A 23,992-nucleotide genomic window follows, 5' to 3' on the forward strand; every position below is an offset into this window, starting at 1 on the left:
GTGAGTCGTGTAGGCGTCTATATAACCCTAAAGCAGAATTAGAAAAGAGGGCGCGCCAAAGATGGGCAATCCGCTAACGACCATCGGTTTTGATGCCGATGACACTTTATGGCACAACGAACGCTTCTTTGCTTTGACACAGGTCAAATTCGCGGAACTTCTTGCCGATTACACCGACCGCGACAGCCTGATGGACCGGCTGCTGGAGGCAGAGCGGCGCAACATCCCCCACTACGGCTTTGGCATCAAAGGGTTCACCCTCTCGATGATCGAAACCGCGATAGAGNTCACCGANGGCCGCGTNCCGGCCGATGTCATCTCCGAACTGCTGGCGGCGGGGCGGNATATGCTGGCCCATCCGGTCGAACTGCTGCCNGATGTGCGCGAAACCCTCGAAACCCTGCAAGACGACTATCGGCTGGTGCTGGTGACCAAGGGCGATCTGCTGGATCAGGAACGCAAGCTCGCTGAATCCGGGNTGCGTGATATGTTCACCGCGATTGAAATCGTNTCGGACAAGACNCCGCAAACCTACCAGCGCATCTTTGATACCCACGGCGACGGCCCGGCCCGCGGCATGATGATCGGGAACTCCATGAAATCGGACGTGGTGCCGATGATCCACGCGGGCGGGCATGGCGTCTATATCCCCCACGGCGTCACCTGGGCCCTAGAGCACGCCCCCGCCCCGAGTGATTCGCCCCGCTTCCACCAGATCACGCGCCTGTCCGAAGTGGCAGAACTGCTGCCCTGATCGCCGCTGTATTCTCGCCTTACCTTCGCTGCGTTGTCGCCCAACTCTTGCCACATTCCCGCCACAATCGCCTCTATAGTGGCGGAGTTTTGGGCACACGCTAAATGTGCTGCGCGGAAATCGCCGCTTTTCCGGGCTGCACCACATCGAACGCCTTTATCGAAAACACGTCCTATGGTAACCTTACCTTAATAATAATGGTCAGTTGAAAAATCGACGGCCGAGGCAGAGCAAAGGCAGTTATGATGAGAGTGCGGCGTGTGCAGCCAGCCCGGTATGGGCTATTTATTCTTGCGGCTATATGGATCTTGCTGATCCTGCCGCTCAGCGCAATGGCGGCCCCCTACGCTGCCTATGTGATCGACGCCCGAACCGGCGAAGTGTTGCACTCCCGAAACGCGGATACCCGTCTGCACCCGGCCTCCCTCACCAAAATGATGACACTTTATATCGCATTCGAGGCGATTAAACGTGGTGAGATCTCGCTCGACAGTAAGGTCAAGATCACCAGCCACGCGGCGTCCGAACCGCCCAGCAAATTGGGGCTGAAATCGGGCCAGACCATCGCCCTGCGCTACCTGATCCGCGCTGCGGCCGTCAAATCTGCCAATGACGCCGCCACCGCCATCGGGGAAGCCATCGAAGGGTCCGAAGCCAAGTTCGCCCGCCGCATGAACCGCACCGCCAAGGCGCTTGGCATGACCAACACCACCTTCAAGAACGCCCACGGCCTGACAGAATCCGGCCACATGTCGACCGCACATGACATGACCATCATGGGCCGCCACCTGCTGTATGATCACCCCGAATACTACAACCTGTTCTCGCGCATCACTGCCGATGCGGGCGTGCGCAAGGTCAGCCACACCAACCGTCGCTTCCTGTCGTCCTACAAAGGTGCCGACGGGATCAAGACCGGCTACACCCGCGCCGCCGGCTTCAACCTCACCGCCTCGGCGGAACGGGGCAATGAACGCATTATCGTGACCGTCTTCGGCGGCACGTCCACCAGCGCACGGAACGCCAAAGTGGCCGAGCTGATGGATCTGGGCTTCCGCCGCGCCCCCTCCAGCGCACCGCTGAAAAAACCCTCCAAGCCCGCTTACGCCGATGTCGAAGATACGCCCGTCGCGTCTGACGGGGCCGCGGGCAAGGTCATCCGCCTCGTGGGGGCCGTCACCACTTCCAAACGTCCCACATTGCGTCCGGGCCACCAGCCTCAGGTCGTGGTTGCCACCGCCGAGGTGCCCCAAGCGACNTCGCCGATCCTGAACTCGGACATCACCGCCGCGCTGAAAGAGGCGCAGAAAACCGCGCCGCCCGTCGTNGCAGAGGCCCCTGCCCCGACACCGGAACCCGCAGCAGAGGCGGAAACCCTGCTCGCCTCGGTCTCGGTCCGGCCCACGCTGCGCCCCTCGGCTGCCGCATCGCTGGTTGAAACCGCCGCGGTCAAACAGGTCACACCNAAAGCGCCCCCCGCCCCCGAAGTCATCACCCGCGTGTCGACATCTGGCGGGCGTCACTGGGGCGTGAATGTGGGCCGCTACCCCAGCCGCTATGCCGCCGAGAAAGTGTTGCTGAAAACCGCATTGTCCGAAATCTCGACCCTNGACGGCAGCCTGCGCAAAGTCGTGCGTCGCCCGCAAGGGTTCGACGCCAACTTCCTTGGCATGACCCGCGAGACAGCCGATCTNGCCTGTCGCCGTCTGGTCGCCCGCAATGTGAACTGCTTTATGATCGGGCCAAGCTCTTAAGCTTGGCCTGCTCAGGTCGTCGCCTGTANCAAGGTGCGCGTATAGTCTGACTGCGGATTGTCATACAGCGTATCGACATCGCCGTATTCGACCACATNCCCCCGCTTCATCACCATCACCTTATGCGACATCGCGCGCACGACCTTCAGGTCGTGGCTGATGAACAGGTAGGCCAGCCCGTATTTGCGCTGCAGATTGCGCAGCAGGTCCACGATCTGCACCTGCACGGTCATATCCAGCGCCGAGGTCGGCTCGTCCAGCACCAGCAGCTTGGGCCGCAGCACCATCGCCCGCGCAATCGCGATCCGCTGACGTTGCCCGCCGGAAAACTCGTGCGGATAGCGGTCCATCGTGGCAGGGTCCAAGCCCACCTCGATCATCACATCACGCACCAGTTCGCGCGGATTGCGGTCGGGGTCCACCTTATGCACGCTCAGCCCTTCGGCGATGATCTGCATACAGGTCATCCGCGGCGACAGGCTGCCGAACGGATCCTGAAACACGATCTGCATATCCTTGCGCAACCGCCGCAACTGCCGCGTGGACCAACTGCGCACNTCCTGCCCCATAAAGNTGATCCCCCCTTCAGAGGAGATCAAGCGCATGATCGCCAGNGCCAGCGTCGTCTTGCCCGACCCGGATTCACCCACGATACCAAGGGTTTCCCCCGCGCGNACCGACAGCGACGCGTCGTTTACCGCCTTCACGTGATCCACCGTCTTGCGCATGAACCCCTTCTGGATCGGGAACCAGACCTTCAGATGATCGGTGCTGGCGATCACCTCGGCATCGGGNGCAACCGGGTCCGGTCGGCCCGACGGCTCCGCCCCCAAAAGCTTGATCGTNTAGGGGTGCTGCGGGTTNTCAAAAATCTCGTGCGTGGGNCCGTGTTCGACAATCTCGCCCTGTTTCATCACGCAGACGCGNTCGGCAATGCGGCGCACGATGCCCAGATCATGGGTGATGAACAGCAGGCCCATGCCNTCGCTGTCTTTCAGCTCTTTCAGCAGGTCCAGTATCTGCGCCTGAATGGTCACGTCCAAGGCCGTGGTCGGCTCATCCGCGATCAGCACATCGGGCTTGTTGGCCAACGCCATCGCGATCATCACCCGTTGCCGTTGCCCACCCGACAGCTGATGCGGGTANGCACCCAACCGGCTTTCCGCATCCACGATCCCGACCTTGTCCAGCAGTTCAAGGATACGCGCCCGCGCCTCGGCCCCTGCCACGCCCTGATGCAGCGCCAGCGATTCCGCCAGCTGCTTTTCGATCGTATGCAGCGGGTTCAGCGAGGTCATCGGCTCTTGAAAGATAAAGCTGATGTCATTGCCACGCACCTTGCGCAGCAGCTTGTCGCTCGCCCCGACCATCTGCTGCCCGTCATACAGCACCGACCCCGACACCTCGGCACTGTCGCCCAACAGCGACACGGTGCTCAGCGCCGATACCGATTTACCCGAGCCCGACTCCCCCACCAGCGCCACGGTCTCCCCGCGCTGCACGGCAAAGCTCACGCCCTTGACCGCATGGGTCAACGCGCCTTCCTGACGGAAGGAGACGCGCAGGTCATCCACTTGCAGCACCGCGGCGTTCTGGGTCGAAGGCGTCATGAGAACGTCTTTCTCGGGTCAAAGGCGTCGCGGATCCCTTCAAAGATAAAGATCAGCAGCGACAGCATGATGGCAAAGGTGAAGAACGCGGTGAACGCCAGCCAGGGCGCTTGCAGGTTCTGCTTGGCTTGCAACGTCAGCTCGCCCAGGGACGGGGCCGACGACGGCAGGCCGAAGCCCAGAAAATCAAGGATCGCGAGCGTACTGATCGTGCCGGTGATGATAAACGGCAGCATCGTCAGCATCGCGACCATCGCATTGGGCAGCATGTGGCGGAACATGATCGTCATATTCCCCACCCCAAGCGCGCGCGCCGCGCGCACATATTCAAGGTTCCGCGCGCGCAGGAATTCGGCCCGCACCACACCCACCAGCGATGTCCAACTGAACAGNACCAGCAAGAACACCAGNANCCANAAACTGCGNCCCAGAATGGCAAACATGATGATGATCACATAAAGCGACGGGGTCGAGGTCCAGATCTCGATCACGCGCTGGAAGATCAGATCCGTCCAGCCGCCAAAGAACCCCTGCACCGCCCCCGCGATGATCCCGATCAACGATGCGGCCCCCGTCACAATCAGGGTAAAGATAATCGACAGCCGGAAGCCATGAATGACCCGCGCCAGCACGTCGCGTTTGGTGCCATCGGTGCCCAGCAGGTTCTGCCCGTTCGGCGGCAGCGGGGCCGCGCCGGGCCGGTCCACGGCGGTGTCAAAGCTATAGGGGATGGGCGGCCAGATCGACCAGCCCGCCGCAATCGCCTCGCCCGCGACCTCGCCATCCTGCGCATCCTCGATGATCCCCTCGGGGTCGTCCAGACAGTCGATCAGCCCGCCCGAGGCGATCAGACATTGCACTTCGGGGTCGCGGTACACCGCTTCGGTCAGGAAATCGCCGCCGAAGGCCGTCTCGGGGTAGAACTTGAAGATCGGCATGTAATAGTCGCCGCGATAGTTCACGAGGATCGGTTTGTCGTTGGCCACGAATTCGGCAAACAGCGAGATGCCAAACAGGATCGCAAAGATCCAAAGGCTCCAATAGGCGCGACGGTTACGGGTAAAGTTACGCCAGCGGCGTTGGTTCAGCGGGGATAGCGCCATCGGGTTCAGCCCTCGCGTTTTTCAAAGTCGATGCGCGGGTCGACGACCACATACATCAGGTCAGACAGGATACCGACCAGCAGACCGATAAGGCCAAAGATGAAAAGCGTCCCGAAGACGATCGGATAATCCCGCGCAACCGCCGCCTCGAACCCCAGACGGCCCAGGCCATCAAGGCTAAAAATCGTCTCGATGATCAGCGAGCCGCCAAAGAACACACCGATGAACACCGCTGGAAAGCCCGCGATCACGATCAGCATCGCGTTGCGGAAGACGTGGCCGTACAACACCTTACGCTCCGACAGGCCCTTGGCCCGCGCCGTGACGACATATTGCTTCTTGATCTCGTCGAGAAAGCTGTTCTTGGTCAGCAAGGTCAGCGTCGCAAAGGCCGAGATGGTCGAGGCCAGCACCGGCAGCGTGATGTGCCAGAAGTAATCCGCGACCTTGCCCAATGGGCTCAGCTGGTCAAAGTTATCCGAGGTCAGCCCCCGCAGCGGGAATATCTGCCAGTAGGACCCGCCCGCGAACAGCACCAGCAGCAGGATCGCGAACAGAAAGCCCGGAATCGCATAGGCCGCGATAATCGCGCCCGATGTCCATGTATCAAAAGCCGTGCCATCCTTGACCGCCTTGCGGATGCCAAGGGGGATCGACACGAGATAGGCGATCAACGTGGACCACAGCCCCAGTGTGATCGACACGGGCAGCTTTTCCTTGATCAACTCGATCACGCTGATCGACCGGAAGTAGCTGTCGCCGAAATCGAACCGCATGTAATTCCACAGCATGTTCACGAACCGCTCTACCGGCGGTTTGTCAAAGCCGAATTCTTTCTCGAGCTCTGCGATGAATTCGGGCGGCAGGCCCCGTGCGCCAACGTAATTCTCGTTGCCGCCGGTATCTGCGGCATTCCCCGCATCCGATCCCCCGCCAGAGAACCCTTCGAACACGTCACCACCGCCCTGAATACGCGCGATCGCCTGCTCAACAGGGCCACCCGGCACAAACTGCACCAGTGCAAAGTTGATCAGCATGATCCCAAGCAACGTCGGTATGATCAGCAACAGCCGTCGAAGAATATATGCGCCCATGGCCGCCGTTTACCTCAGTGCGCCCGCAGCGCGCAAGGCGTCTGCTTTATCTGCATTGTACCACCAGAAATCGAGGTAACCCAAAGCGTAAGGCGGCTGCGTCTCAGGGTGTTCGTACTGGTCGTAATAGGCGGTCCAGAAACTGTCGTTATACCAGGTCGGGATCATGAAAAATTCATAGCGCAGTGCCCGATCCAGCGCCATCAGGCTGGCGTCCTCTTCCTCTTTCGTGTCGGCCGCCAGCGACGCGGTCACAATCGCATCCACCAGCGGGCTGGCAAGCCCTGCAGGGTTGAACAGCGAATAGGCCGCCGCCTCTGACCCATAGCGTTGTTCCAGCCCGGTGCCTGTGCCCAGAAACGCCCCATAGCTGTCATAGACCATGTCGTAATCGCGGTCCCGTTCGCGGGCCGTGTATTGGGAACTGTCGACTTTCTCGAGCACGGCATCAATGCCCATGTTCTGCAAATTCGACATAAAGTTTTCAATCACCGCCGACAGCGTCGCCGACCCCGAGGAGTTCAGCAAGAACCGCAACTGCAAGGGTTTGCCCTGCGCATTATAGCGTTTCCCGTCATCGCCCACGGCCCAACCGGCCTCGTCCAGCAGCTTCATTGCGCGGCGCAGGTTGCGACGGTCCGACAGGCGGCTCGCGTCCGANGTATGCGGCANCACCGCNTCTTNCGTCAGCAGTTCGGGCGGCACGACATCGCCNAGGCTTTCCAGCAGNGCCAGTTCCGCCCCTTGGGGNGNGCCCGTGGCCATCAGNGGNGTNTCCTGCGTAAANGACGCNCGCNGNTTNAACAGCCCNTATTGNAGNGATTCATTGGTCCATTCAAAGTTGAACCCCAGGGCCACGGCCTCGCGCACGCGCTTGTCCTGCAAGACCTCGCGGCCAAGGTTGAACACGATGCCCGAGGGCGTGGGAGGCGACCCGTCGGGGATNTCCTCTTTNACCACCTGCCCTGCGGTCACCTTGGGGAAGTCATAGGANGANGCCCATTGTTTCGANCTGCCCTCGGTGCGGAAGGTATATTCACCCGCCTTGAAGGCCTCGAACGCGGAATTCTCGTCGCCGAAGTATTCGACGCGGATTTTATCGAAATTGTTGCGGCCCACATTGAACGGCAAGTCCTTGCCCCAGTAATCGGGGTTGCGTTTATACACGATGCGACGGTTCACATCGATGCTGTCGATCATATAGGGGCCGGACCCGGGCGAAGTTTCCAGCCGCGATTCGTCNAGCCGCGCGCCGGTTTCCTCGTACCATTTTTTCGACCACGCCGGCACGCCGCCGACCTGTTCGATCAGGCTGCGCCGNGACACGCCGGGGCTGAAATAGAANTTGATGGTGTAATCGTCGATCACCTCGACCTTGGGGATCAGCTTGCGCACTGCATCGGCATAGGATTTCAGCCCCTGNTCCAGCAGCAGGTTGTGGCTAAAGGCGATGTCATGGGCCGTCACCGGNTCACCGGTCGAGAATTTNGCGTCNTTNCGCATGTGGAACACCACCCANTCCTTGCTCTCGGGGTATTCAAGGCTCTCGCACAGCAGGCAATAGGCTTCGCCGTAAACATCNGCGGGCACGATCTCTCCGCCGACGCCCTCGCCAAGCAGGCTTTCATACATCACCGTGCTCAACGCNCCGCCACGGCCCTTGCGCGAATAGGGGTTCATCGAATCAAACGTCCCGAGGGTAGAGATTGAAATCTCGCCGCCTTTGGGGGCGTCGGGGTTCACNTAGTCGAAATGGGTGTAATCGGCGGGGTATTTCAGATCGCCGTAAAAGGAATAGCCATGCGCGGTGATGATCTTGTCACTGCCCTGCGCGGCGTCATCCTGCCCCCANGCAGCACCGCCCAGCATCGCGGCCCCGAAAACAAGCAAGGCCGCNCCAGCGACGCGCAGCATGGGGGTTTGCGATTTTGTGTCAGCACGGGCATGGGTCCGGGGCATCGGGCGTATCCTTTATAACAACAGGCGATAGACAAGGGTCGTCGCGGCAGATCACTGCCGGATACACGCTAACGGCCCGACCGCCCAAGTTACAAGTTGCGAATATGTTACCTGACTGAAAACAGGGCACTTCACAGCAAAAGGCCGCCCACGAGGGGGCGGCCTTGCAATCGGAATATNGGGTGGATCAGTTGTCCAGGCTGTCGAGATAGGCGATCACATTCGCCCGGTCTTCGATCTTGGGCAGACCCGCGAAACCCATCGTGGTGCCTGGCGCGAAACCNGCAGGCTTGGTCAGGAAGGCGTTCAGGTTCTCGGGGGTCCATGTCTCTGCCNNTTTCTCAAGCGCGCCGGAGTAGGACGCATACCCGTCAGCGGAATCAACCGGACGCCCGACAACACCGTAGAGGTAGGGACCAACCGCATTCGCACCGTCTTCAGCCTTGTGACAGGCGGAACATTTGCGGAAAACCTTTTCACCCTTGGCCGGATCAGCGGCCGCCATGATCTCGGCGAAATCGACTTCTTCAGCGGGCTCACCGCCACCAGAGGCGTCTGCCACTTCAATGACATAGCCTTGTTCGCCATGCGCTTCGGCATGATAAAGCTCTTCGCCCGCGAATTTGCCAAGCAGAAGGACAAGCCAAGCGCCAAACAGGCCGGCAGCGATTTTGGTAACGGTCATTGTATCGAACATGCGTGAAGGTCCATCGTTGGTATTCGGGCATCGTATTGCAGGCGTATCTATTGCTTTCCCTTCNTCGGGGCAAGGTGTAGTTACCGCGACCAAACGCCATANTTGGCAACGGCTTGAAGAAGGATGCCCCTGATGACCAGTAAAACCGCGCCGCGCATCGCTTTTCAAGGTGCTTTGGGGGCCTATAGCCACGAAGCCTGCCTGCAAGCCCGCCCCGACATGATCCCCGTGCCCTGCATGACCTTCGAAGGGGTGATCCGCGCCGTGCGCGAAGGCCGCGCCGATCTGGCGATGCTGCCGGTCGAAAACTCGACNTACGGGCGGGTTGCGGACATCCACCGGCTGTTACCGCAAAGCGGGCTGCGCATCATNGCAGAGGCNTTCGTGCGCGTGCGCATCAGCCTGATGGCCCATGACGGCGTGAAGCTCGAAGACATCAAACACGTGCGCGCGCATATGGTGCTGATCCCGCAGGCGCGCAGCTGGCTGGACGCCCATGGCATCACNTCAGANGCAGCGGCAGACAGCGCAGGNGCTGCGGCGGATCTTGCNGNGTCGGAGGAACGCGATNTCGGCGTGCTGGCAAGCGAGGTCGCGGCGGATATTCACGGGCTCAAGGTGCTGGCCCGCGACATCGAGGATCTGGACCATAACACNACCCGCTTNTTGCTGATGTCGCCCGANCTGGACCAGACCCGCCGTGCGGAAAACATGCTGACCACCTTTGTCTTTCAGGTGCGCAACATCCCGGCGGCGCTTTACAAGGCCATGGGCGGTTTCGCGACCAATGGCGTCAACATGACCAAGCTGGAAAGCTACATGGCGGGCGGGTCGTTCACGGCGACACAGTTCTATGCCGATATCGAAGGCCACCCCGAAGACCCCGCCGTCGCCCGCGCGCTNGAGGAGNTGGCGCATTTNACCAACTTCATCGATATTCTGGGCGTNTACCCCGCGCATCCCGACCGTCACGGCCAGTAANNGCGGCAANCNCCNCAAACCCCCTAGCGGGGTTTGTGGTAGCGGTCTTCCATGTCCTTGGCATAGTCGCCGACACGTTTCTTGAACTTCTTGGTCAGCGAATTCTTGGCCAGNTTCAACGACTGCACCAGCAGNCGGGCCGACAGGTTTTGCGGCTTGAGCTCTAGCGCGACCATGATGCGGGTGCGGCTGCGTGACAGGGCGACGAGATCAAAGCTCATGTCGCCGGTCAGCCCCTGCGAACGGGTGTTCAGCTTCATTTCGGTCGGGCGGTCAAAACGGTCCATCTCGACCTGAAGCTCGCGCCGTTTGCCGCGCATGTCAAAGGCAGCTTCCCACTGCATCCCCGGCCCCGCTTCTNCNAGCCGGTCCACGCGCTGCACCTCTGCGCCGCGGCGCATGGCGGCGCGTTCGAACTGGTCAAATTCGCACAGCATGTCGAATACCGCATCAATCGGCGCGTCGATGTCTTCTTTGGTGGAAAATTTCATGTTCTGCCTTGTTCGTCGTCTTTCCCGAAGGTTGCCTTAATCCAGCGTATCCGCAAGCCAGTTTTCCAGTAGGAAATGCGCAATCGCCCCCTTTCGGGCCGGTTTGATCTTGGGGTGTTGCCCGGCAAAGACATCCATCATGTCCTCTTTNGACACCCAAAGGGCCTCTTCGATCTCTTTNGGGTCGATGGTGATCTCGTGGCTTGTCGCCTCTCCGGCGCAGCCGAACATGAGCGACGCGGGAAANGGCCAAGGCTGGCTNGCAAGATAGCTGACCTGACCGACCTGCACGCCCGCCTCTTCNAACACCTCGCGGCGCACGGCGGCTTCGAGCGTTTCNCCCGGTTCGACAAACCCCGCCAAAAGCGAGAACATCCCCTCGGGCCANCCCGGCGACCGCCCCATNAGGACAGAGTTGCCGTGGGTAATCAGCATGATCACAACCGGATCGGTGCGCGGAAAATGCGACGCGCGACACGCGGGGCAGTTGCGTTGCCAGCCTGCGTCATTCACCACGGTTTCAAAGCCGCAGCGNGCGCAGTAGCCGTGNTTTTCGTGCCACGCCAGAATGGCCTTGCCNGTCGCGGCNAGTTCGGCGTCACGCGGGCTGAGCCACGTCATCACGCGGCGCATTTCGACGAAAGCATAGTCNGGCGGCAACATCGGGTGGCGCTGTTCGCTTTGATCCACGAAAGACCCCAGNTGNCGCGGGTCGAAGTCATCGGGCATNCACGGCGACAGGTCATAGGCAAACCGCGCGGCCCCCTCTTCGCGCCCCAGCAAGATCGGNGCAGAGCCGGCATCCGCCAGAACGGGGTGATCCAGNGGCAAACGCACAACAGACGCGGGGCGNGCGGGGTCGATCAGNANCTTNCCCCGCCAGAACAGAATGGCGCGGGCGGCATCATCGGCGCGCAATGCGGCCACGGCCTCCTTGTCGGCGCGAACCTCTCCGGCGCGGTCAAGCGCTGACCCTCCGAAAGTGACCGTCTCGGCGTGCTTCATGCGTATCCTCCCGTTTGCGTGCACCATGCCTATTGGCCAAACCGCGCGATGCCAAGGCTGCATGGCGCCNTGCCCGATAAAAACGCNCGNGANAAAAACGCCTTTGGGCCCGTCTTGCATCCCATCCGGCCCTATACTATATGGGCGGTGAGAGGTTGGTGCGGGCAGGTGCCTCGCCAACCCGGTCAGATCCGGAAGGAAGCAGCCGTAACGAGACCCACTTGGGTCGTTATCAGCCTCTCACCCCAGCGTATTTTGCNCNGCAAAATACGCGTCGCCCCGCAGGGTCATCCAAAGGATGGCCNGAGAGGGGCAGCCCACCCCGCCATAATATAGATGCTTATCGTCCCTGCCCCGCAGCGCCTCCATGCGTTTGGTTATCGGCATTTCGGCACGGCCACAGACAACAGGTCAGGTTACCCATGGGTAACTTAACCTGTTGTTTATACTNATTATTTTTNCGTTATAGCACCGNNCGCNGTTACAGCTGCTCTGCCGCGAAAGTGTCGCATTGGCCGACCTGACCGCTGTCGAACCCGCGCTGGAACCAGCTNGANCGNTGCTCGGACGTGCCGTGGGTAAAGGTGTGNGGCTGGGGGACGCGACCNGCCTGACGTTGCAGGTGGTCATCGCCGATCTTGCGCGCGGCGTTCAATGCCTCGTCCAGATCGCCCCGCTCCATCAGACCTTTGACGTTCTTGGCCCAGATGCCCGAAAAACAATCGGCCATCAGCTCGAGCCGCACAGTCAGGGCGTTCGCCTCGGCCGTAGAGGATTGGCGGCGCAGCGCGTCGACCTTGGGCAGGATNCCCAGTTCGTTCTGGACGTGGTGGGCGACCTCGTGGGCNATCACATAGGCGGCGGCGAAATCCCCGCCTGCCCCCATGCGCTGCGCCAGAAGATCAAAGAATTGCGTGTCGATATANGCNTTTTCNTCCGCAGGGCAGTAGAACGGCCCCGTCGCGCCAGAGGCCCCGCCACAGGCACTTTGNGTGACNTTGGAAAAGACAACNAGCTTGGGCGGCACNTATTCACGACCCAACTGCTGNGGGAAAATCNCGCCCCAGACATCTTCGGTGGTGGCCAGCACCTGCGCGGTGAACTGCGTGGCCTGCGCGTCAGAGTCAGAGACCGGCGCGCCCTGCTGGGTTTGNGGCGCGCCGCCCCCGTTCAGCAAGGGCGATACGTCGATGCCGGTGAAATAGCCGATCGCCAGCACCGCCAAGACGCCGACGATCCCCAGACCGCCCGCACGCCCGGCACCGCCCCCGCGCCCGCCGCGGCGGACCTCAACGTTTTTGCTTCTTCTGATGCCGCGCAACCGCATAAATTTGTCCCCGCTATGTCAAATATTATTGTCAGCGTAACGCGNGACGCGCAGAATAGTTCAATGAATAAAAGCAATGAACTGGCCGAGAACCGCACCGACTGGGCCGAAGACCGCACGATTTTGGCGAACGAGCGCACCTTTGCAGGATGGATGCGCACGGGGATGGCGTCGCTTGCGGTGGCNATCGGGCTTAAGGCGGTNTTCGGTGATTTTGACCCGACNTGGGCNGCGAAANGCCGTGGCGACGATCTTTGTCGTCGCGGCGGTCTATATCTTCTGGGCGGCCCATGATGCGGCNACCAAGACGCTNGACCGGCTGAACGACCACCATGCCAATGCGCAACCCAATGCGCGGATNAAGACGCTGGCGGTGATTTTCAGCTTTGCCTCGGTTGCGGTTGGCGGCATCCTTTGGATGCTCTAGGTTCAGGGCTTCAATCGAATCTTGCAGGATCGTCATGACAGCACCCTCTGCCTATCGCGTATTGGCCCGCAAATACCGGCCTGAAACCTTTNCCGATCTGGTCGGGCAGGACGCGATGGTGCGCACGCTGAAAAACGCGTTCGAGGCGGATCGCATTGCGCAGGCGTTTATCATGACCGGCATCCGCGGGACCGGTAAAACGACGACNGCNCGGATCATCGCCAAGGGGATGAACTGCATCGGGCCGGACGGNANTGGCGGGCCGACGACGGAACCCTGCGGGGTCTGCGAACATTGCGTCGCCATCATGGAGGGCCGCCACGTCGACGTGATGGAGATGGACGCCGCATCGAACACCGGCGTCGGCAATATCCGCGAGATTATCGACAGCGTGCATTACCGCGCGGCCTCGGCCCGGTACAAAGTCTANATCATCGATGAGGTGCACATGCTGTCGACCGGCGCGTTCAACGCGTTGCTGAAGACGCTTGAGGAACCGCCAGAGCACGTCAAATTCATCTTCGCCACGACCGAGATCCGCAAGGTGCCCGTGACCGTGCTGTCGCGCTGCCAACGCTTTGATTTGCGCCGGATCGAACCCGAGGTGATGATCGCGCTGATGCGCAAGATCGCCACCGCCGAAGGGGCCGAGATTGCGGAGGATGCGCTGGCGCTGATCACCCGTGCCGCCGAAGGTTCAGCGCGCGATGCGACCTCCTTGCTGGATCAGGCGATCAGCCACGGGGCGGGCGAAACGACGGCTGTGCAGGTGCGTGCGATGCTGGGGCTGGCGGATCGCGGGCGGGTGCTGGACCTGTTCGATATGATCCTGCGCGGCGATGCGGCCGGCGCGCTGGACGAGCTGGGCAACCAGTATTCCGACGGGGCCGACCCGATGGCCGTGCTGCGCGATCTGGCCGAGATCACCCATTGGGTATCGGTGGTCAAGATCACCCCCGATGCCGCCGAAGATCCCACCGTCTCGCCCGAGGAACGCAGCCGTGGCGTCACCATGGCGGAAACCCTGCCGATGCGGGTGCTGACCCGTCTGTGGCAGATGTTGCTGAAAGCGCTGGACGAGGTGGCAAGCGCGCCCAATGCGATGATGGCCGCCGAGATGGCGGTGATCCGCCTGACCCATGTCGCCGATCTGCCCAGCCCTGAAGAGCTTGCCCGCAAGCTGGCCAATACCACGCCTCCTCCCGCCCCGCCGCAGGGTCCGGGGGGCGGTGCCGCCGTGCCCGCCGGGGGTGGATCGACCAGCGCTATGGGCAGCCAGCAGATGTCGGGCGGGCCTGCGGGCGGCGCAACGATGGCGGCACTTGCCCCGGCGGTGGCGCAGGCTTTGGCGCACTACCCGACGTTTGAACATGTGGTCGAGCTCATCCGCAGCAACCGCGACGTGAAACTGTTGGTGGAGGTCGAGACCTCGGTCCGGCTGGCGGCCTATCAACCGGGGCGGATCGAATTCACCCCCACCGACAGCGCCCCCCGCGATCTGGCGCAGCGTCTTGGTACGCGGCTGCAACTGTGGACCGGCAACCGTTGGGCCGTGACCATCGTGGGCGACAGCAGCGCCAAAACCATCGCAGAGGTCCGCGACGCCAAGGAAAACGCGCTGAAATCGCAGGCGGAAAACCACCCGCTGATGCAGGCCGTCATGGCGAGCTTTCCGGGGGCCAAGATCCTGTCGATCCGCACGCCCGAGGAAATCGCCGCCGCCGCCGTGTCCGAAGCGCTGCCCGAGGTCGAGGATGAATGGGATCCTTTCGAGGACGACTGACCCCGCCTGCCCCTGCTCTGCCCGCGACCTGTCCACGCCGGGGCACCCCTTGTCGGGGGGCGGCAAAGACCGCATATACATAAGCAAATAAAGCTACAGGAGACGACCACATGCTTAAAGGTTTGGGTGCCATGGGTGACATGGCCAAGATGATGAAGACGGCGCAGCAGATGCAGGGCAAAATGGCGCAGCTGCAAGAAGACATGCATAATATCATCGTCGAAGGGGAATCCGGTGCCGGCCTGGTCAAGGCGACCTGCACCGCCAAGGGCGAGCTGAAGTCGTTGGATATCGATCCGTCGATCTTCAACGGCGACGAGAAAGAAGTCGTCGAGGACCTGATCCTCGCCGCGATCAAGGACGCGCAGACCAAAGCCACCGACCGCGCCCAGTCCGAGATGAGCAAGCTGACCGAAGGCATGGGTCTGCCCGCGGATATGAAGCTGCCGTTCTGATCCTTCCAAATGGGGTTAAATCCTCGCCGAAGGCATTAAAACTCTTTCACACCAACGCCATGGGGGTCCACAGATGAGCAGCACACGCGACATTGATGCGCTCATCGACCTGATGGCGCGGCTGCCCGGATTGGGGCCACGCTCGGCCCGCCGGGCGGTGCTGCACCTGATCCGCAAGCGCGCGCTGTTGCTGACCCCTTTGGCCGATATGATGCAGACCGTGGCGGCGACGGCGCGCGAATGCATCAACTGCGGCAATGTGGGCACCGCCGATATCTGCGACATCTGCACGTCGGAAAAACGCGCCAATGGCGAGATTTGCGTGGTCGAGGATGTCGCCGATCTGTGGGCGATGGAACGGTCGGGCGTGTTCAAGGGGCGTTATCATGTGCTGGGTGGCACGCTGTCGGCGCTGGATGCCATCGGCCCGCAGGAATTGCGCATCCCGCGGCTGCTGGACCGTGTGCGCGACGAAGCCGTGTCGGAGGTTATTCTGGCGCTGAACGCCACCATCGACGGGCAGACCACGGCGCATTATATCGCGGACCAGCTTGAGGGTCAGGTGCGGTTGACCTCTCTGGCCCAGGGTGTGCCGATCGGCGGGGAGCTTGATTACCTTGACGATGGGACGATCACCGCAGCGATGCGCGCGCGCAAATCGATCTAGGGCCACGTGGCCTCAGGTTTTCCGATCCGCCAGCCGTTTGCGCATCTGTGCAAGTTCGATCAGGGCGGCGTCGCGTTCGGCCTCTAGCTGGGTGATACTGCGGCCTGCGGCCTCAATGTTCACCCCGTCGACCAGACGCGCGCAGGTATCGGCGTCGAGCCTTGGCGCGCCCAGATTATCCCAACGTTTCTGCTGGCTTGGCCCGAGATGGGCCAGATAGCCCGCCATGCCCCCGGCGCCCCCGCCAAGGTGATAGGCCATATGCGCCCCCAGCACCGACCAGCGCAGCCCCGGGCCGTTGACCAGCGCCTGATCCACCGCGTCGACATCGGCGATGCCCTCGGCGACGATATGCACCGCCTCGCGCCAGAGCGCCGAGGACAGCCGGTTGGCGATATGCCCCACCGCATCTTTTTTCAGCCGCACGGGCACAGAGCCGAGGCTGCGGTAGAACCCTTCGGCCCAGTCGAGCACCTGAGGATCGGGGCCGTAGACTTCGACCAGCGGCACCAGATGGGGCGGATTGAAGGGATGTGCGGTGATCAGCCGGTCGGGGTGCTGCATCCCCGGCACAAGATCCGACCACGGGTGCGCCGAGGTGCTGGAGGCGATGATCACATCCGGCGCGACGATGCTTTCGATCTGCGCGTAAAGCTGGTGTTTCAGCGGCACGTTCTCGGGCGCGTTTTCCTGGATCAGCACCACGTCTTGTAGGGCGTCTTGCAAACTCTCGTGGGTTGAAAGCGCGCCTTGGGGGGCCGCCCCCGCCGAGATTTCCTGCAGTTGCGCCAAGGGCCCCGCCACGCGGGCGGCGAAACCGTCGCGGGCACCTGTGTCAGGGTCCCACGCGCGGACGGTGTGGCCTGCGTGCTGGAACAGCGCGGCCCAGCTTGCGCCGATCAAGCCGCAGCCGATGACGGCCACGGTGCAGGGGGGCATCATCGAGGTCGTGTCAGTCAACCGACAGCACCGTTTCCTGCCCGTTTTCAAGCACATAGACGCAGCCCTGCCGGTTTGACANCTGGCCCAGNTCNGCNCGGNTCAACCCGCAGAGCGCACCGCGCAAAAGCTGGCCGCTGAGCCCGTGAGCGACCACGACGGTGGGTTCGGTCAGCGTGTCGACAAAGGCATTCACCCGCGCCTGAAACACGTCAAAGCCTTCGCCACCGGGAGCGGCGCAATAGAATTCCATNTGGGGGCTTTGCGCCGTGATGCCTGCGGGCAGGTTCTTGAAGATATCGGCGCGCAGGTGGCCTTCCCAATCGCCGGCGAANATCTCTTTCAGGCGNTCGTCGGTCTGGTAGTCCCGCCCGCCAAGNGCGATATCCGCGGTCTGGCGCGTGCGTTTGAGCGGCGACACGATGCAGGGCGGGTTATNCGCAAGGATNGGNGCCATCAGCNNGGCCTGCTGCTGCGCATGGACCCTGCCCCGTTCGGAGAGCACGGATTCGGTCTGGCCCTGCACCCTCCCTTCTGCGTTCCATTCGGTTTCACCGTGCCGCAGGAACCAGACTTTGGGATAGGATTTCATGACGTGGGGCCTTTTATCGCGTTGAGTTGCCTAGCACTTTGGCTCAAGCGCGCGCAGAACGCCACCCACACAAAAATCAAGCAAGAGCGGGCGATACACCATAGGGCTTTCGCGCCGATCACTTTGCGACAGGCCCGCAATGCGGATGCCGCTTGCGACGATAGACACCATCGAGGACACGGTCAGCGACAGCACCGCGGCAAGCTGTTCACGGTCGGNATCNGGACGCAGACGCTCCATTTCGTCAAGGTAGATAGAGGCGACGCGATCATAAAGCGGCCCTGCCTCGCGGTAATANCGTTCGTCAGACATGATCCGCGCCACCAGCTGCGCATAGGCCCGCCATTGCGGATCCCCGCGCGAGGCGATTTCGAGGTACGGGGTGACATAGGCGTCGATCAGCGTCTCCAGCGTGAGCCGCTCTGTCGATTTCAGCGCATCAAGCCGTGCCATGCGCATGGCGTTGAGCGTTTCGACCCGCCGTTTCAGCACGGTCACGAAAAGCTCTTGCTTTGTNCCCCCGTGAAAGCCGACCACACCCAGCGTGACTTCGGCNTCGCGCGCGATCCGGCGGATGCTGACCGCATCAAAGCCAAGCTCGGCGAAGCAACGCTCTGCCGCGTCGAGCACGCGTTCGCGGGTGATCTCGCCGCGNGCNACGCGACCATCCTTGCTTGTGCCGTCTTCCTTGCGGTCCGTCATGACACCCCGGTCCCTCTGATCAGGCCATTATGGTGCATGACCTGCGCGTTGCGCGGTCCGGCAGTGGTCACACATGCCCCGCGACTGTTATTATTGCGGCGCTTCAGCATTTTTCGCAAACTTTATCAAAAATCAAAGTAAACCAGTTCGTTGCCTCGGGATTTGGGTGCGCTTAGCGACATCGGCTTTGGTTTGCGACCAAGAATTGCACCGAATCACCTGTTACCAGAGGGCANANCCCCCTGATGGTTGAACAAATNGGCAGCGTGACACGGTATGGGTTCATTGCCCGCACTTACCGCGTGTGTGAGCGTTAACGGCATCAACCCCGCTNNGCCCAAGGAGAGGTGAGTGATTCGTTTTGCAATGCTGCGGGGGGCGCTATGTGGTGNCTTGGGCATCGCCCTGCGCGTTTCGCCGCCGCTGGTCGCAGTTTCGCGGCCTTCGCGACGCGGGGGAGGTGGATATTTCAAACTAAGTGTACTATCGCATACCAAACTTCAGGAAAGGCTGGATACCATGGCTGANACACAGACACCCGACATCATTTACACGCAGGTCGATGAGGCCCCCGAACTGGCAAGCTATTCGCTGCTGCCGATCATNCGCAGCTTTGCCGATGCGGCAGGGGTTTCTGTGGGCACCCGTGATATCTCTTTGTCGGGGCGTATTCTGGCGGCCTTCCCCGACGCGCTGACCGAGGCGCAAAAACAGTCCGACGATCTGGCGATCCTGGGCGATCTGGTGAAAACGCCCGACGCCAATGTGATCAAGCTGCCGAANATCTCTGCCTCGGTGCCGCAGCTGGTGGCCGCGATCAAGGAATTGCAGGGTCAGGGCTATGCGCTGCCCGACTATCCCGAAGCGCCAAGCACNGACGCGGAAAAGAAAGCCCGCGCNGCCTATGACGCGATCAAGGGCTCTGCGGTGAACCCCGTTCTGCGCGAAGGCAACTCNGACCGTCGCGCNGCCAATGCGGTCAAGAAATACGCGATGGCGAACCCCCATTCGATGGGCACATGGTCCAAGGACAGCAAAACCAAAGTATCGTCGATGTCGGGCGGTGATTTCTTCTCGAACGAGAAATCCCTGACNCTGACCGAGGCGCAGGCNGGTGCNGCCAAGATCGTGCATGTTGCCGCCGACGGGACCGAGACCGTGTTGAAGGATGGCGTTTCTTTCCCCGCGGGCACTGTCGTCGACACGACCTTCATGTCTGCCAAGGCGCTGGACANATTCCTGGCNGAGCAGATNGAAGAGACCAAGAAAGACGGCACGCTGTTCTCGTTGCACATGAAAGCGACGATGATGAAAGTGTCGGACCCGATCATCTTTGGCCACGCGGTGCGGGAATATCTGAAGCCCGTCTTCGACANATACGGTGACGAGCTGAAGGCGGCGGGTGTGAACCCGAACGCAGGCATCGGCGACATGATGGAGCGGATCAAGGACAANGCCGAGATCACCCAAGCCGTCAAAGACGCGATGGATGCACGCCCGCCGATGTATATGGTGAATTCCGACAAAGGGATCACCAACCTGCACGTGCCATCCGACGTGATCATCGACGCGTCCATGCCCGCGCTGATCCGCGCTGGCGGCAAGGGCTGGGGCCCCGACAACAAGGAACACGACACCAACTGCGTGATCCCCGACAACTCATATGCCCCTGTCTATGAAGAAAGCATTAATTACTTCAAGGAAACCGGCGCGCTGGACCCGACGACCTCGGGCACTGTGCAGAACATCGGTTTGATGGCGCAAAANGCCGAGGAATACGGGTCGCACCCCACCACGTTCGAGATCCCCGCTGACGGCACCGTGAAAATGATCGCCGCCAATGGTGACGTGATTTCCGAGCACAGCGTCGAGGCAAACGACATCTGGCGCGCGGCCTCGGCTCGCAAGGCCCCGATCGAGGATTGGGTGCAGCTGGCCATCGACCGTCAGAAAGCGGAAGGCTGCGAGGCGATCTTCTGGTTGGATGAGAACCGCGCCCATGACGCGGAACTGATCGCCTATGTGAAGCCGATCCTTGAAGCCAAGGGCGTGGCCGACAAGTTCCAGATCATGTCCCCTGCCAAGGCCACGCGCCAAACGCTTGAGACAATCCGCAAGGGCGAGAATTCGATCGCGATCACCGGCAACGTGCTGCGCGACTATCTGACCGACCTGTTCCCCATTCTGGAACTGGGCACCTCGGCCAAGATGCTGTCGATCGTCAAGCTGATGCAGGGCGGTGGCCTGTTTGAAACGGGTGCCGGCGGGTCTGCCCCCAAGCACGTGCAGCAGCTGGTTGAAGAAAATCACCTGCGGTGGGACAGCCTGGGCGAGTTCTGTGCACTTGGGGAGAGCCTCAAGTTCCTCGCGGACCAGAAGGACAATGCCAAGGCCGCCGTCTTGGGCAAAGCCGTAGATGCCGCGACCCAAGGCATTCTGGACAACAACAAATCGCCATCGCGCAAAGTGGGCGAGCCGGACAACCGCGCCAGCCACTATTATTTTGCCCTTTACTGGGCACAGGCGCTGGCCAGCCAGAGCGACGACGCCGCATTGGCCGAACATTTTGCCCCCATCGCCGAAAAACTGGCGGCGAATGAGGACAAGATCATGGCAGAGCTGGCAGAGGTTCAGGGCAAGCCTGTCGATCTGGGCGGGTATTTCCATTCGGACCCCGCCAAGACCGAAGCGGTGATGCGCCCCTCGGCCACGTTGAACGCCATCATCGGCTAAGGCCCCTCAGCATCGCGACCTATCCACCCCGTCCTTTTTCAAAAAGGGCGGGGCGTTTTCTTTGGGAACCATTCGCAGGCACTGCCGGTTGTTTGACCGGCAGCTTGCCGCCCCGTCGGCAACAAACCGTCCCGCGCCCTTGCTGTCAGTTGATCCCTGCACGCATTCCTTCTATCGAAGAGGGCAGTATTTTAACGCTGATAGATCAGGATATTTCATGACCAAGCCGTTGCCCAAAGTCACGCCGAACACATGGGAATTTCTGCGCGACCCCATGATCGCCCCCACCGGTTTTCGCGAATATGACGCGCGCTGGCAGTACCCCGAAGCGATCAACCTGCCGGGGATCACCGCGCTTGGCCTTGGTCTGGGCACGCAGATGCAACAGCGCGGGATCGAGCCCGTTATCGCTGTGGGCAATGATTACCGCGACTATTCCCTATCGATTAAAAATGCGCTGATTTTGGGCCTGATGCAGGCGGGTATTCACGTTAAGGATATCGGGCCCTGTCTGTCGCCCATGGCCTATTTCGCGCAATTCCATCTGGATGCGCCAGCGGTGGCGATGGTCACCGCCTCGCATAACCCCAATGGCTGGACCGGCGTGAAGATGGGCTTTGAACGCCCGCTGACCCACGGCCCCGACGAGATGGCCGAACTGCGCGATATCGTTCTGGAAGGGCGTGGCGAACAGCGCGAAGGCGGCAAGTATGAATTTGTCGATGGCGTGCGCGAAGCCTATCTGGATGATCTGGTGGGTGACTTCAAAATGACCCGCAAGCTCAAGGTCGTCTGCGCCACGGGGAACGGCACCGCCGCCGCCTTTGCGCCCGAACTGTTCCGCCGTCTGGGGGTCGAGGTGGTCGATAGCCACAACACGCTGGACTACACGTTCCCGCATTACAACCCGAACCCCGAAGCGATGGAAATGCTGCATGATATGTCCGACAGCGTAAAAGCCTCGGGCGCGGATTTCGCGCTTGGGTTTGACGGCGACGGCGACCGCTGCGGCGTGGTGGATGACGAGGGCGAAGAGATTTTCGCCGACAAGATGGGCGTCATCATGGCGCGCGATCTGTCCGCGATTTACCCCAACAGCACGTTTGTCGCCGATGTCAAATCGACCGGGCTTTATGCCTCTGACCCTGTTTTGCAGGCCAATGGCGTTACGGCGGACTATTGGAAAACCGGCCACAGCCACATGAAACGGCGGGTCAAACAGTTGGGCGCGCTGGCGGGGTTCGAGAAGTCGGGCCACTACTTCCTGGCTGAACCCATCGGGCGTGGCTATGACTGCGGCATGCGCGTCGCGGTCGAAGTCTGCAAACTGATGGACCGCAACCCCGACATGAAGATGTCGGACCTGCGCCGCGCCCTGCCCCACACATATTCCACCCCCACCATGTCGCCCTATGCGTCGGACGAGGACAAATACGATATCCTCGACCGGATCGTCGCCAAGTTGAAAGACGTGACCGAGTTGGGCGGCCGCCCCGTGAAAGAGGTCGTGGCCGTGAATGGCGCGCGGGTGATCCTGGACAACGGCAGCTGGGGGCTGGTGCGCGCCTCTTCGAACACGCCGAACCTTGTGGTGGTCTGCGAAAGCTCTGAATCCGAGGAAGAATTGCGCGCGATCTTCGCCGATCTGGACGCGGTGATCCGGACAGAGCCGGACGTGGGCGACTACGATCAAACCTTCTGATTGCATCAAGACTCGCCAGAATCCTCTAAGTTGAGTAAATGTTGATGTGTCTGCCCCCTCGGGCAGGCACATTTTTCGTTTAGGGGCCCTGATGGTAAAACGCGCGCTGATCACCGGTATCACCGGTCAAGACGGGTCCTATCTGGCGGAGTTGTTGCTGGACAAAGGATACGAGGTGCACGGGATCAAGCGGCGGTCGTCATCTCTTAATACGCAGCGGATTGATCATATTTATCAAGACCCTCACGAGGATGATCCCGATCTGATCCTGCATTATGGCGATCTCACCGACAGTTCGAACCTGACGCGGATCATGCGCGAGGTGCAGCCGGACGAGGTCTATAACCTTGGCGCGCAAAGCCATGTCGCGGTCAGTTTCGAGACGCCCGAATATACGACAGAGGTGAACGCCAACGGGGCCCTGCGGTTGCTAGAGGCGATCCGGTTTCTGGGGTTCGAAAAAAAGACCCGCTTTTACCAAGCATCAACTTCTGAGCTGTATGGCTTAGTCCAAGAGACACCACAGACGGAGGAAACCCCCTTTCACCCGCGCAGCCCCTATGCGGTTGCAAAGATGTACGCCTATTGGATCACGGTGAACTACCGCGAAGCTTATGGTATGTATGCCTGCAACGGTATTCTATTTAACCATGAGAGCTCCCGCCGGGGCGAAACCTTTGTCACGCGCAAGATCACGCGCGGCTTGGCCAATATCGCGCAGGGGTTGGAGGGGTGTCTTTATATGGGCAATATCGACGCGCTGCGCGATTGGGGGCACGCCAAGGATTACGTGCGCATGCAGTGGATGATGCTGCAGCAAGACGTGGCAGAGGATTTCGTGATCGCCACCGGCGTGCAGTATTCCGTGCGCCAGTTCATCACGTGGTCGGCGGCTGAGCTTGGGATCACCTTGCGGTTTGAAGGGACGGGCGTGGATGAATATGCTGTTGTCGATAGCGTCATTGGGGAGGATGCCCCCGCGGTCAGCCCCGGCGATGTGGTGATGCGCATTGATCCGCAGTATTTCCGCCCCGCGGAGGTGGAGACGCTGCTGGGATCGCCGGCCAAGGCGAAGAAGAAACTCGGGTGGGAGCCGCAGTTCACCGCGCAAGAGATGTGTGCAGAGATGGTGGCGAATGACCTGAAAGTCGCACGACGGCATGCGCTTTTGAAAGAGCACGGGCTGGATCTGCCGATCCCGCTCGAGAACGGGTAGG

Annotated in this window: 19 protein-coding genes, 1 other RNA gene and 1 pseudogene; 11 read left to right on the forward strand and 10 right to left on the reverse strand. The window is 61.2% G+C overall.

The window, feature by feature from the left end:
• The first annotated feature begins 61 nt into the window (after window positions 1-61).
• Entirely contained in the window at window positions 62-754 is a 693-nt protein-coding gene (locus CBB63_RS03240) for an HAD family hydrolase (RefSeq protein ID WP_286698130.1), read from the forward strand.
• Between the two features lie 245 nt (window positions 755-999).
• Window positions 1,000-2,508 carry a D-alanyl-D-alanine carboxypeptidase family protein gene (locus tag CBB63_RS03245; RefSeq protein ID WP_037941210.1) on the forward strand — a complete coding sequence of 503 codons (1,509 nt, stop codon included), beginning with the start codon at window positions 1,000-1,002 and terminating at the stop codon, window positions 2,506-2,508.
• A gap of 11 nt (window positions 2,509-2,519) precedes the next feature.
• Here the strand turns inward: CBB63_RS03245 and CBB63_RS03250 are convergent, their stop codons facing one another.
• From CBB63_RS03250 to CBB63_RS03270, 5 genes are all read right to left on the reverse strand, one after another.
• Entirely contained in the window at window positions 2,520-4,118 is a 1,599-nt protein-coding gene (locus CBB63_RS03250) for an ABC transporter ATP-binding protein (protein ID WP_286698131.1), read from the reverse strand.
• On the reverse strand, window positions 4,115-5,221 hold the full coding sequence (locus CBB63_RS03255; RefSeq protein WP_286698132.1) for an ABC transporter permease: 1,107 nt from the start codon (window positions 5,219-5,221) through the stop codon (window positions 4,115-4,117). The genes CBB63_RS03250 and CBB63_RS03255 overlap by 4 nt, the downstream gene beginning before the upstream one ends.
• A gap of 5 nt (window positions 5,222-5,226) precedes the next feature.
• Window positions 5,227-6,315 (reverse strand): microcin C ABC transporter permease YejB, encoded by a 1,089-nt coding sequence (locus tag CBB63_RS03260; protein ID WP_005850034.1) that lies wholly within the window; start codon window positions 6,313-6,315, stop codon window positions 5,227-5,229.
• Window positions 6,316-6,324: 9 nt separating this feature from the next.
• Window positions 6,325-8,274 (reverse strand): extracellular solute-binding protein, encoded by a 1,950-nt coding sequence (locus CBB63_RS03265; RefSeq protein ID WP_286698133.1) that lies wholly within the window; start codon window positions 8,272-8,274, stop codon window positions 6,325-6,327.
• A gap of 187 nt (window positions 8,275-8,461) precedes the next feature.
• Window positions 8,462-8,971 carry a c-type cytochrome gene (locus CBB63_RS03270; protein ID WP_286698134.1) on the reverse strand — a complete coding sequence of 170 codons (510 nt, stop codon included), beginning with the start codon at window positions 8,969-8,971 and terminating at the stop codon, window positions 8,462-8,464.
• A 132-nt stretch (window positions 8,972-9,103) separates the two neighbouring features.
• Here CBB63_RS03270 and CBB63_RS03275 point away from each other — a divergent pair, with 132 nt between their 5' ends.
• Window positions 9,104-9,952, forward strand: a complete 849-nt coding sequence (locus CBB63_RS03275) for a prephenate dehydratase (RefSeq protein ID WP_286698135.1) — start codon at window positions 9,104-9,106, stop codon at window positions 9,950-9,952.
• A gap of 527 nt (window positions 9,953-10,479) precedes the next feature.
• On the opposite strand, the gene nudC is transcribed toward CBB63_RS03275, so the two are convergent.
• Window positions 10,480-11,448 carry an NAD(+) diphosphatase gene (nudC, locus tag CBB63_RS03285; RefSeq protein ID WP_286698137.1) on the reverse strand — a complete coding sequence of 323 codons (969 nt, stop codon included), beginning with the start codon at window positions 11,446-11,448 and terminating at the stop codon, window positions 10,480-10,482.
• Between the two features lie 148 nt (window positions 11,449-11,596).
• On the opposite strand from nudC, the gene ffs reads away from it, so the two are divergent.
• Window positions 11,597-11,694: signal recognition particle sRNA small type (ffs, locus tag CBB63_RS03290), an RNA gene on the forward strand.
• A gap of 235 nt (window positions 11,695-11,929) precedes the next feature.
• On the opposite strand, the gene ypfJ is transcribed toward ffs, so the two are convergent.
• Complete coding sequence (gene ypfJ / locus CBB63_RS03295; protein ID WP_286698138.1) at window positions 11,930-12,775, reverse strand: KPN_02809 family neutral zinc metallopeptidase; 846 nt, start codon at window positions 12,773-12,775, stop codon at window positions 11,930-11,932.
• 63 nt (window positions 12,776-12,838) lie between these two features.
• On the opposite strand from ypfJ, the pseudogene CBB63_RS03300 reads away from it, so the two are divergent.
• From CBB63_RS03300 to recR, 4 genes and pseudogenes are all read left to right on the forward strand, one after another.
• Window positions 12,839-13,202: pseudogene (locus CBB63_RS03300) on the forward strand (DUF202 domain-containing protein).
• Window positions 13,203-13,236: 34 nt separating this feature from the next.
• Window positions 13,237-14,985 (forward strand): DNA polymerase III subunit gamma/tau, encoded by a 1,749-nt coding sequence (locus tag CBB63_RS03305; protein ID WP_286698139.1) that lies wholly within the window; start codon window positions 13,237-13,239, stop codon window positions 14,983-14,985.
• 110 nt (window positions 14,986-15,095) lie between these two features.
• Entirely contained in the window at window positions 15,096-15,440 is a 345-nt protein-coding gene (locus tag CBB63_RS03310; RefSeq protein WP_005850050.1) for a YbaB/EbfC family nucleoid-associated protein, read from the forward strand.
• A gap of 73 nt (window positions 15,441-15,513) precedes the next feature.
• A complete protein-coding gene (gene recR, locus CBB63_RS03315) occupies window positions 15,514-16,107 on the forward strand; it encodes a recombination mediator RecR (RefSeq protein ID WP_009825384.1) in 594 nt (197 codons plus the stop codon).
• 12 nt (window positions 16,108-16,119) lie between these two features.
• Here the strand turns inward: recR and CBB63_RS03320 are convergent, their stop codons facing one another.
• From CBB63_RS03320 to CBB63_RS03330, 3 genes are all read right to left on the reverse strand, one after another.
• Window positions 16,120-17,067 carry a 3-hydroxyacyl-CoA dehydrogenase NAD-binding domain-containing protein gene (locus CBB63_RS03320; RefSeq protein WP_286698140.1) on the reverse strand — a complete coding sequence of 316 codons (948 nt, stop codon included), beginning with the start codon at window positions 17,065-17,067 and terminating at the stop codon, window positions 16,120-16,122.
• Window positions 17,060-17,638 (reverse strand): histidine phosphatase family protein, encoded by a 579-nt coding sequence (locus CBB63_RS03325; RefSeq protein WP_286698141.1) that lies wholly within the window; start codon window positions 17,636-17,638, stop codon window positions 17,060-17,062. Before CBB63_RS03325 ends, CBB63_RS03320 begins: the two co-directional genes overlap by 8 nt.
• Window positions 17,639-17,668: 30 nt before the next feature.
• Window positions 17,669-18,340: a TetR/AcrR family transcriptional regulator gene (locus CBB63_RS03330; RefSeq protein WP_286698142.1), complete on the reverse strand. Its 672-nt coding sequence runs from the start codon at window positions 18,338-18,340 to the stop codon at window positions 17,669-17,671.
• Window positions 18,341-18,859: 519 nt separating this feature from the next.
• On the opposite strand from CBB63_RS03330, the gene CBB63_RS03335 reads away from it, so the two are divergent.
• The 3 genes from CBB63_RS03335 to gmd all read left to right on the forward strand — a co-directional run bounded on the left by CBB63_RS03335 (window position 18,860) and on the right by gmd (window position 23,991).
• Window positions 18,860-21,073 (forward strand): NADP-dependent isocitrate dehydrogenase, encoded by a 2,214-nt coding sequence (locus CBB63_RS03335; RefSeq protein ID WP_286698143.1) that lies wholly within the window; start codon window positions 18,860-18,862, stop codon window positions 21,071-21,073.
• A 217-nt stretch (window positions 21,074-21,290) separates the two neighbouring features.
• On the forward strand, window positions 21,291-22,775 hold the full coding sequence (locus CBB63_RS03340; RefSeq protein WP_286698144.1) for a phosphomannomutase/phosphoglucomutase: 1,485 nt from the start codon (window positions 21,291-21,293) through the stop codon (window positions 22,773-22,775).
• Window positions 22,776-22,866: 91 nt separating this feature from the next.
• Window positions 22,867-23,991 carry a GDP-mannose 4,6-dehydratase gene (gmd, locus tag CBB63_RS03345; protein WP_286698145.1) on the forward strand — a complete coding sequence of 375 codons (1,125 nt, stop codon included), beginning with the start codon at window positions 22,867-22,869 and terminating at the stop codon, window positions 23,989-23,991.
• The last annotated feature ends 1 nt before the right edge of the window (window position 23,992 follow it).

The organism is Sulfitobacter sp. TMED3, assembly GCF_002167505.1.
GTDB classification, from domain to species: domain Bacteria; phylum Pseudomonadota; class Alphaproteobacteria; order Rhodobacterales; family Rhodobacteraceae; genus Sulfitobacter; species Sulfitobacter pontiacus.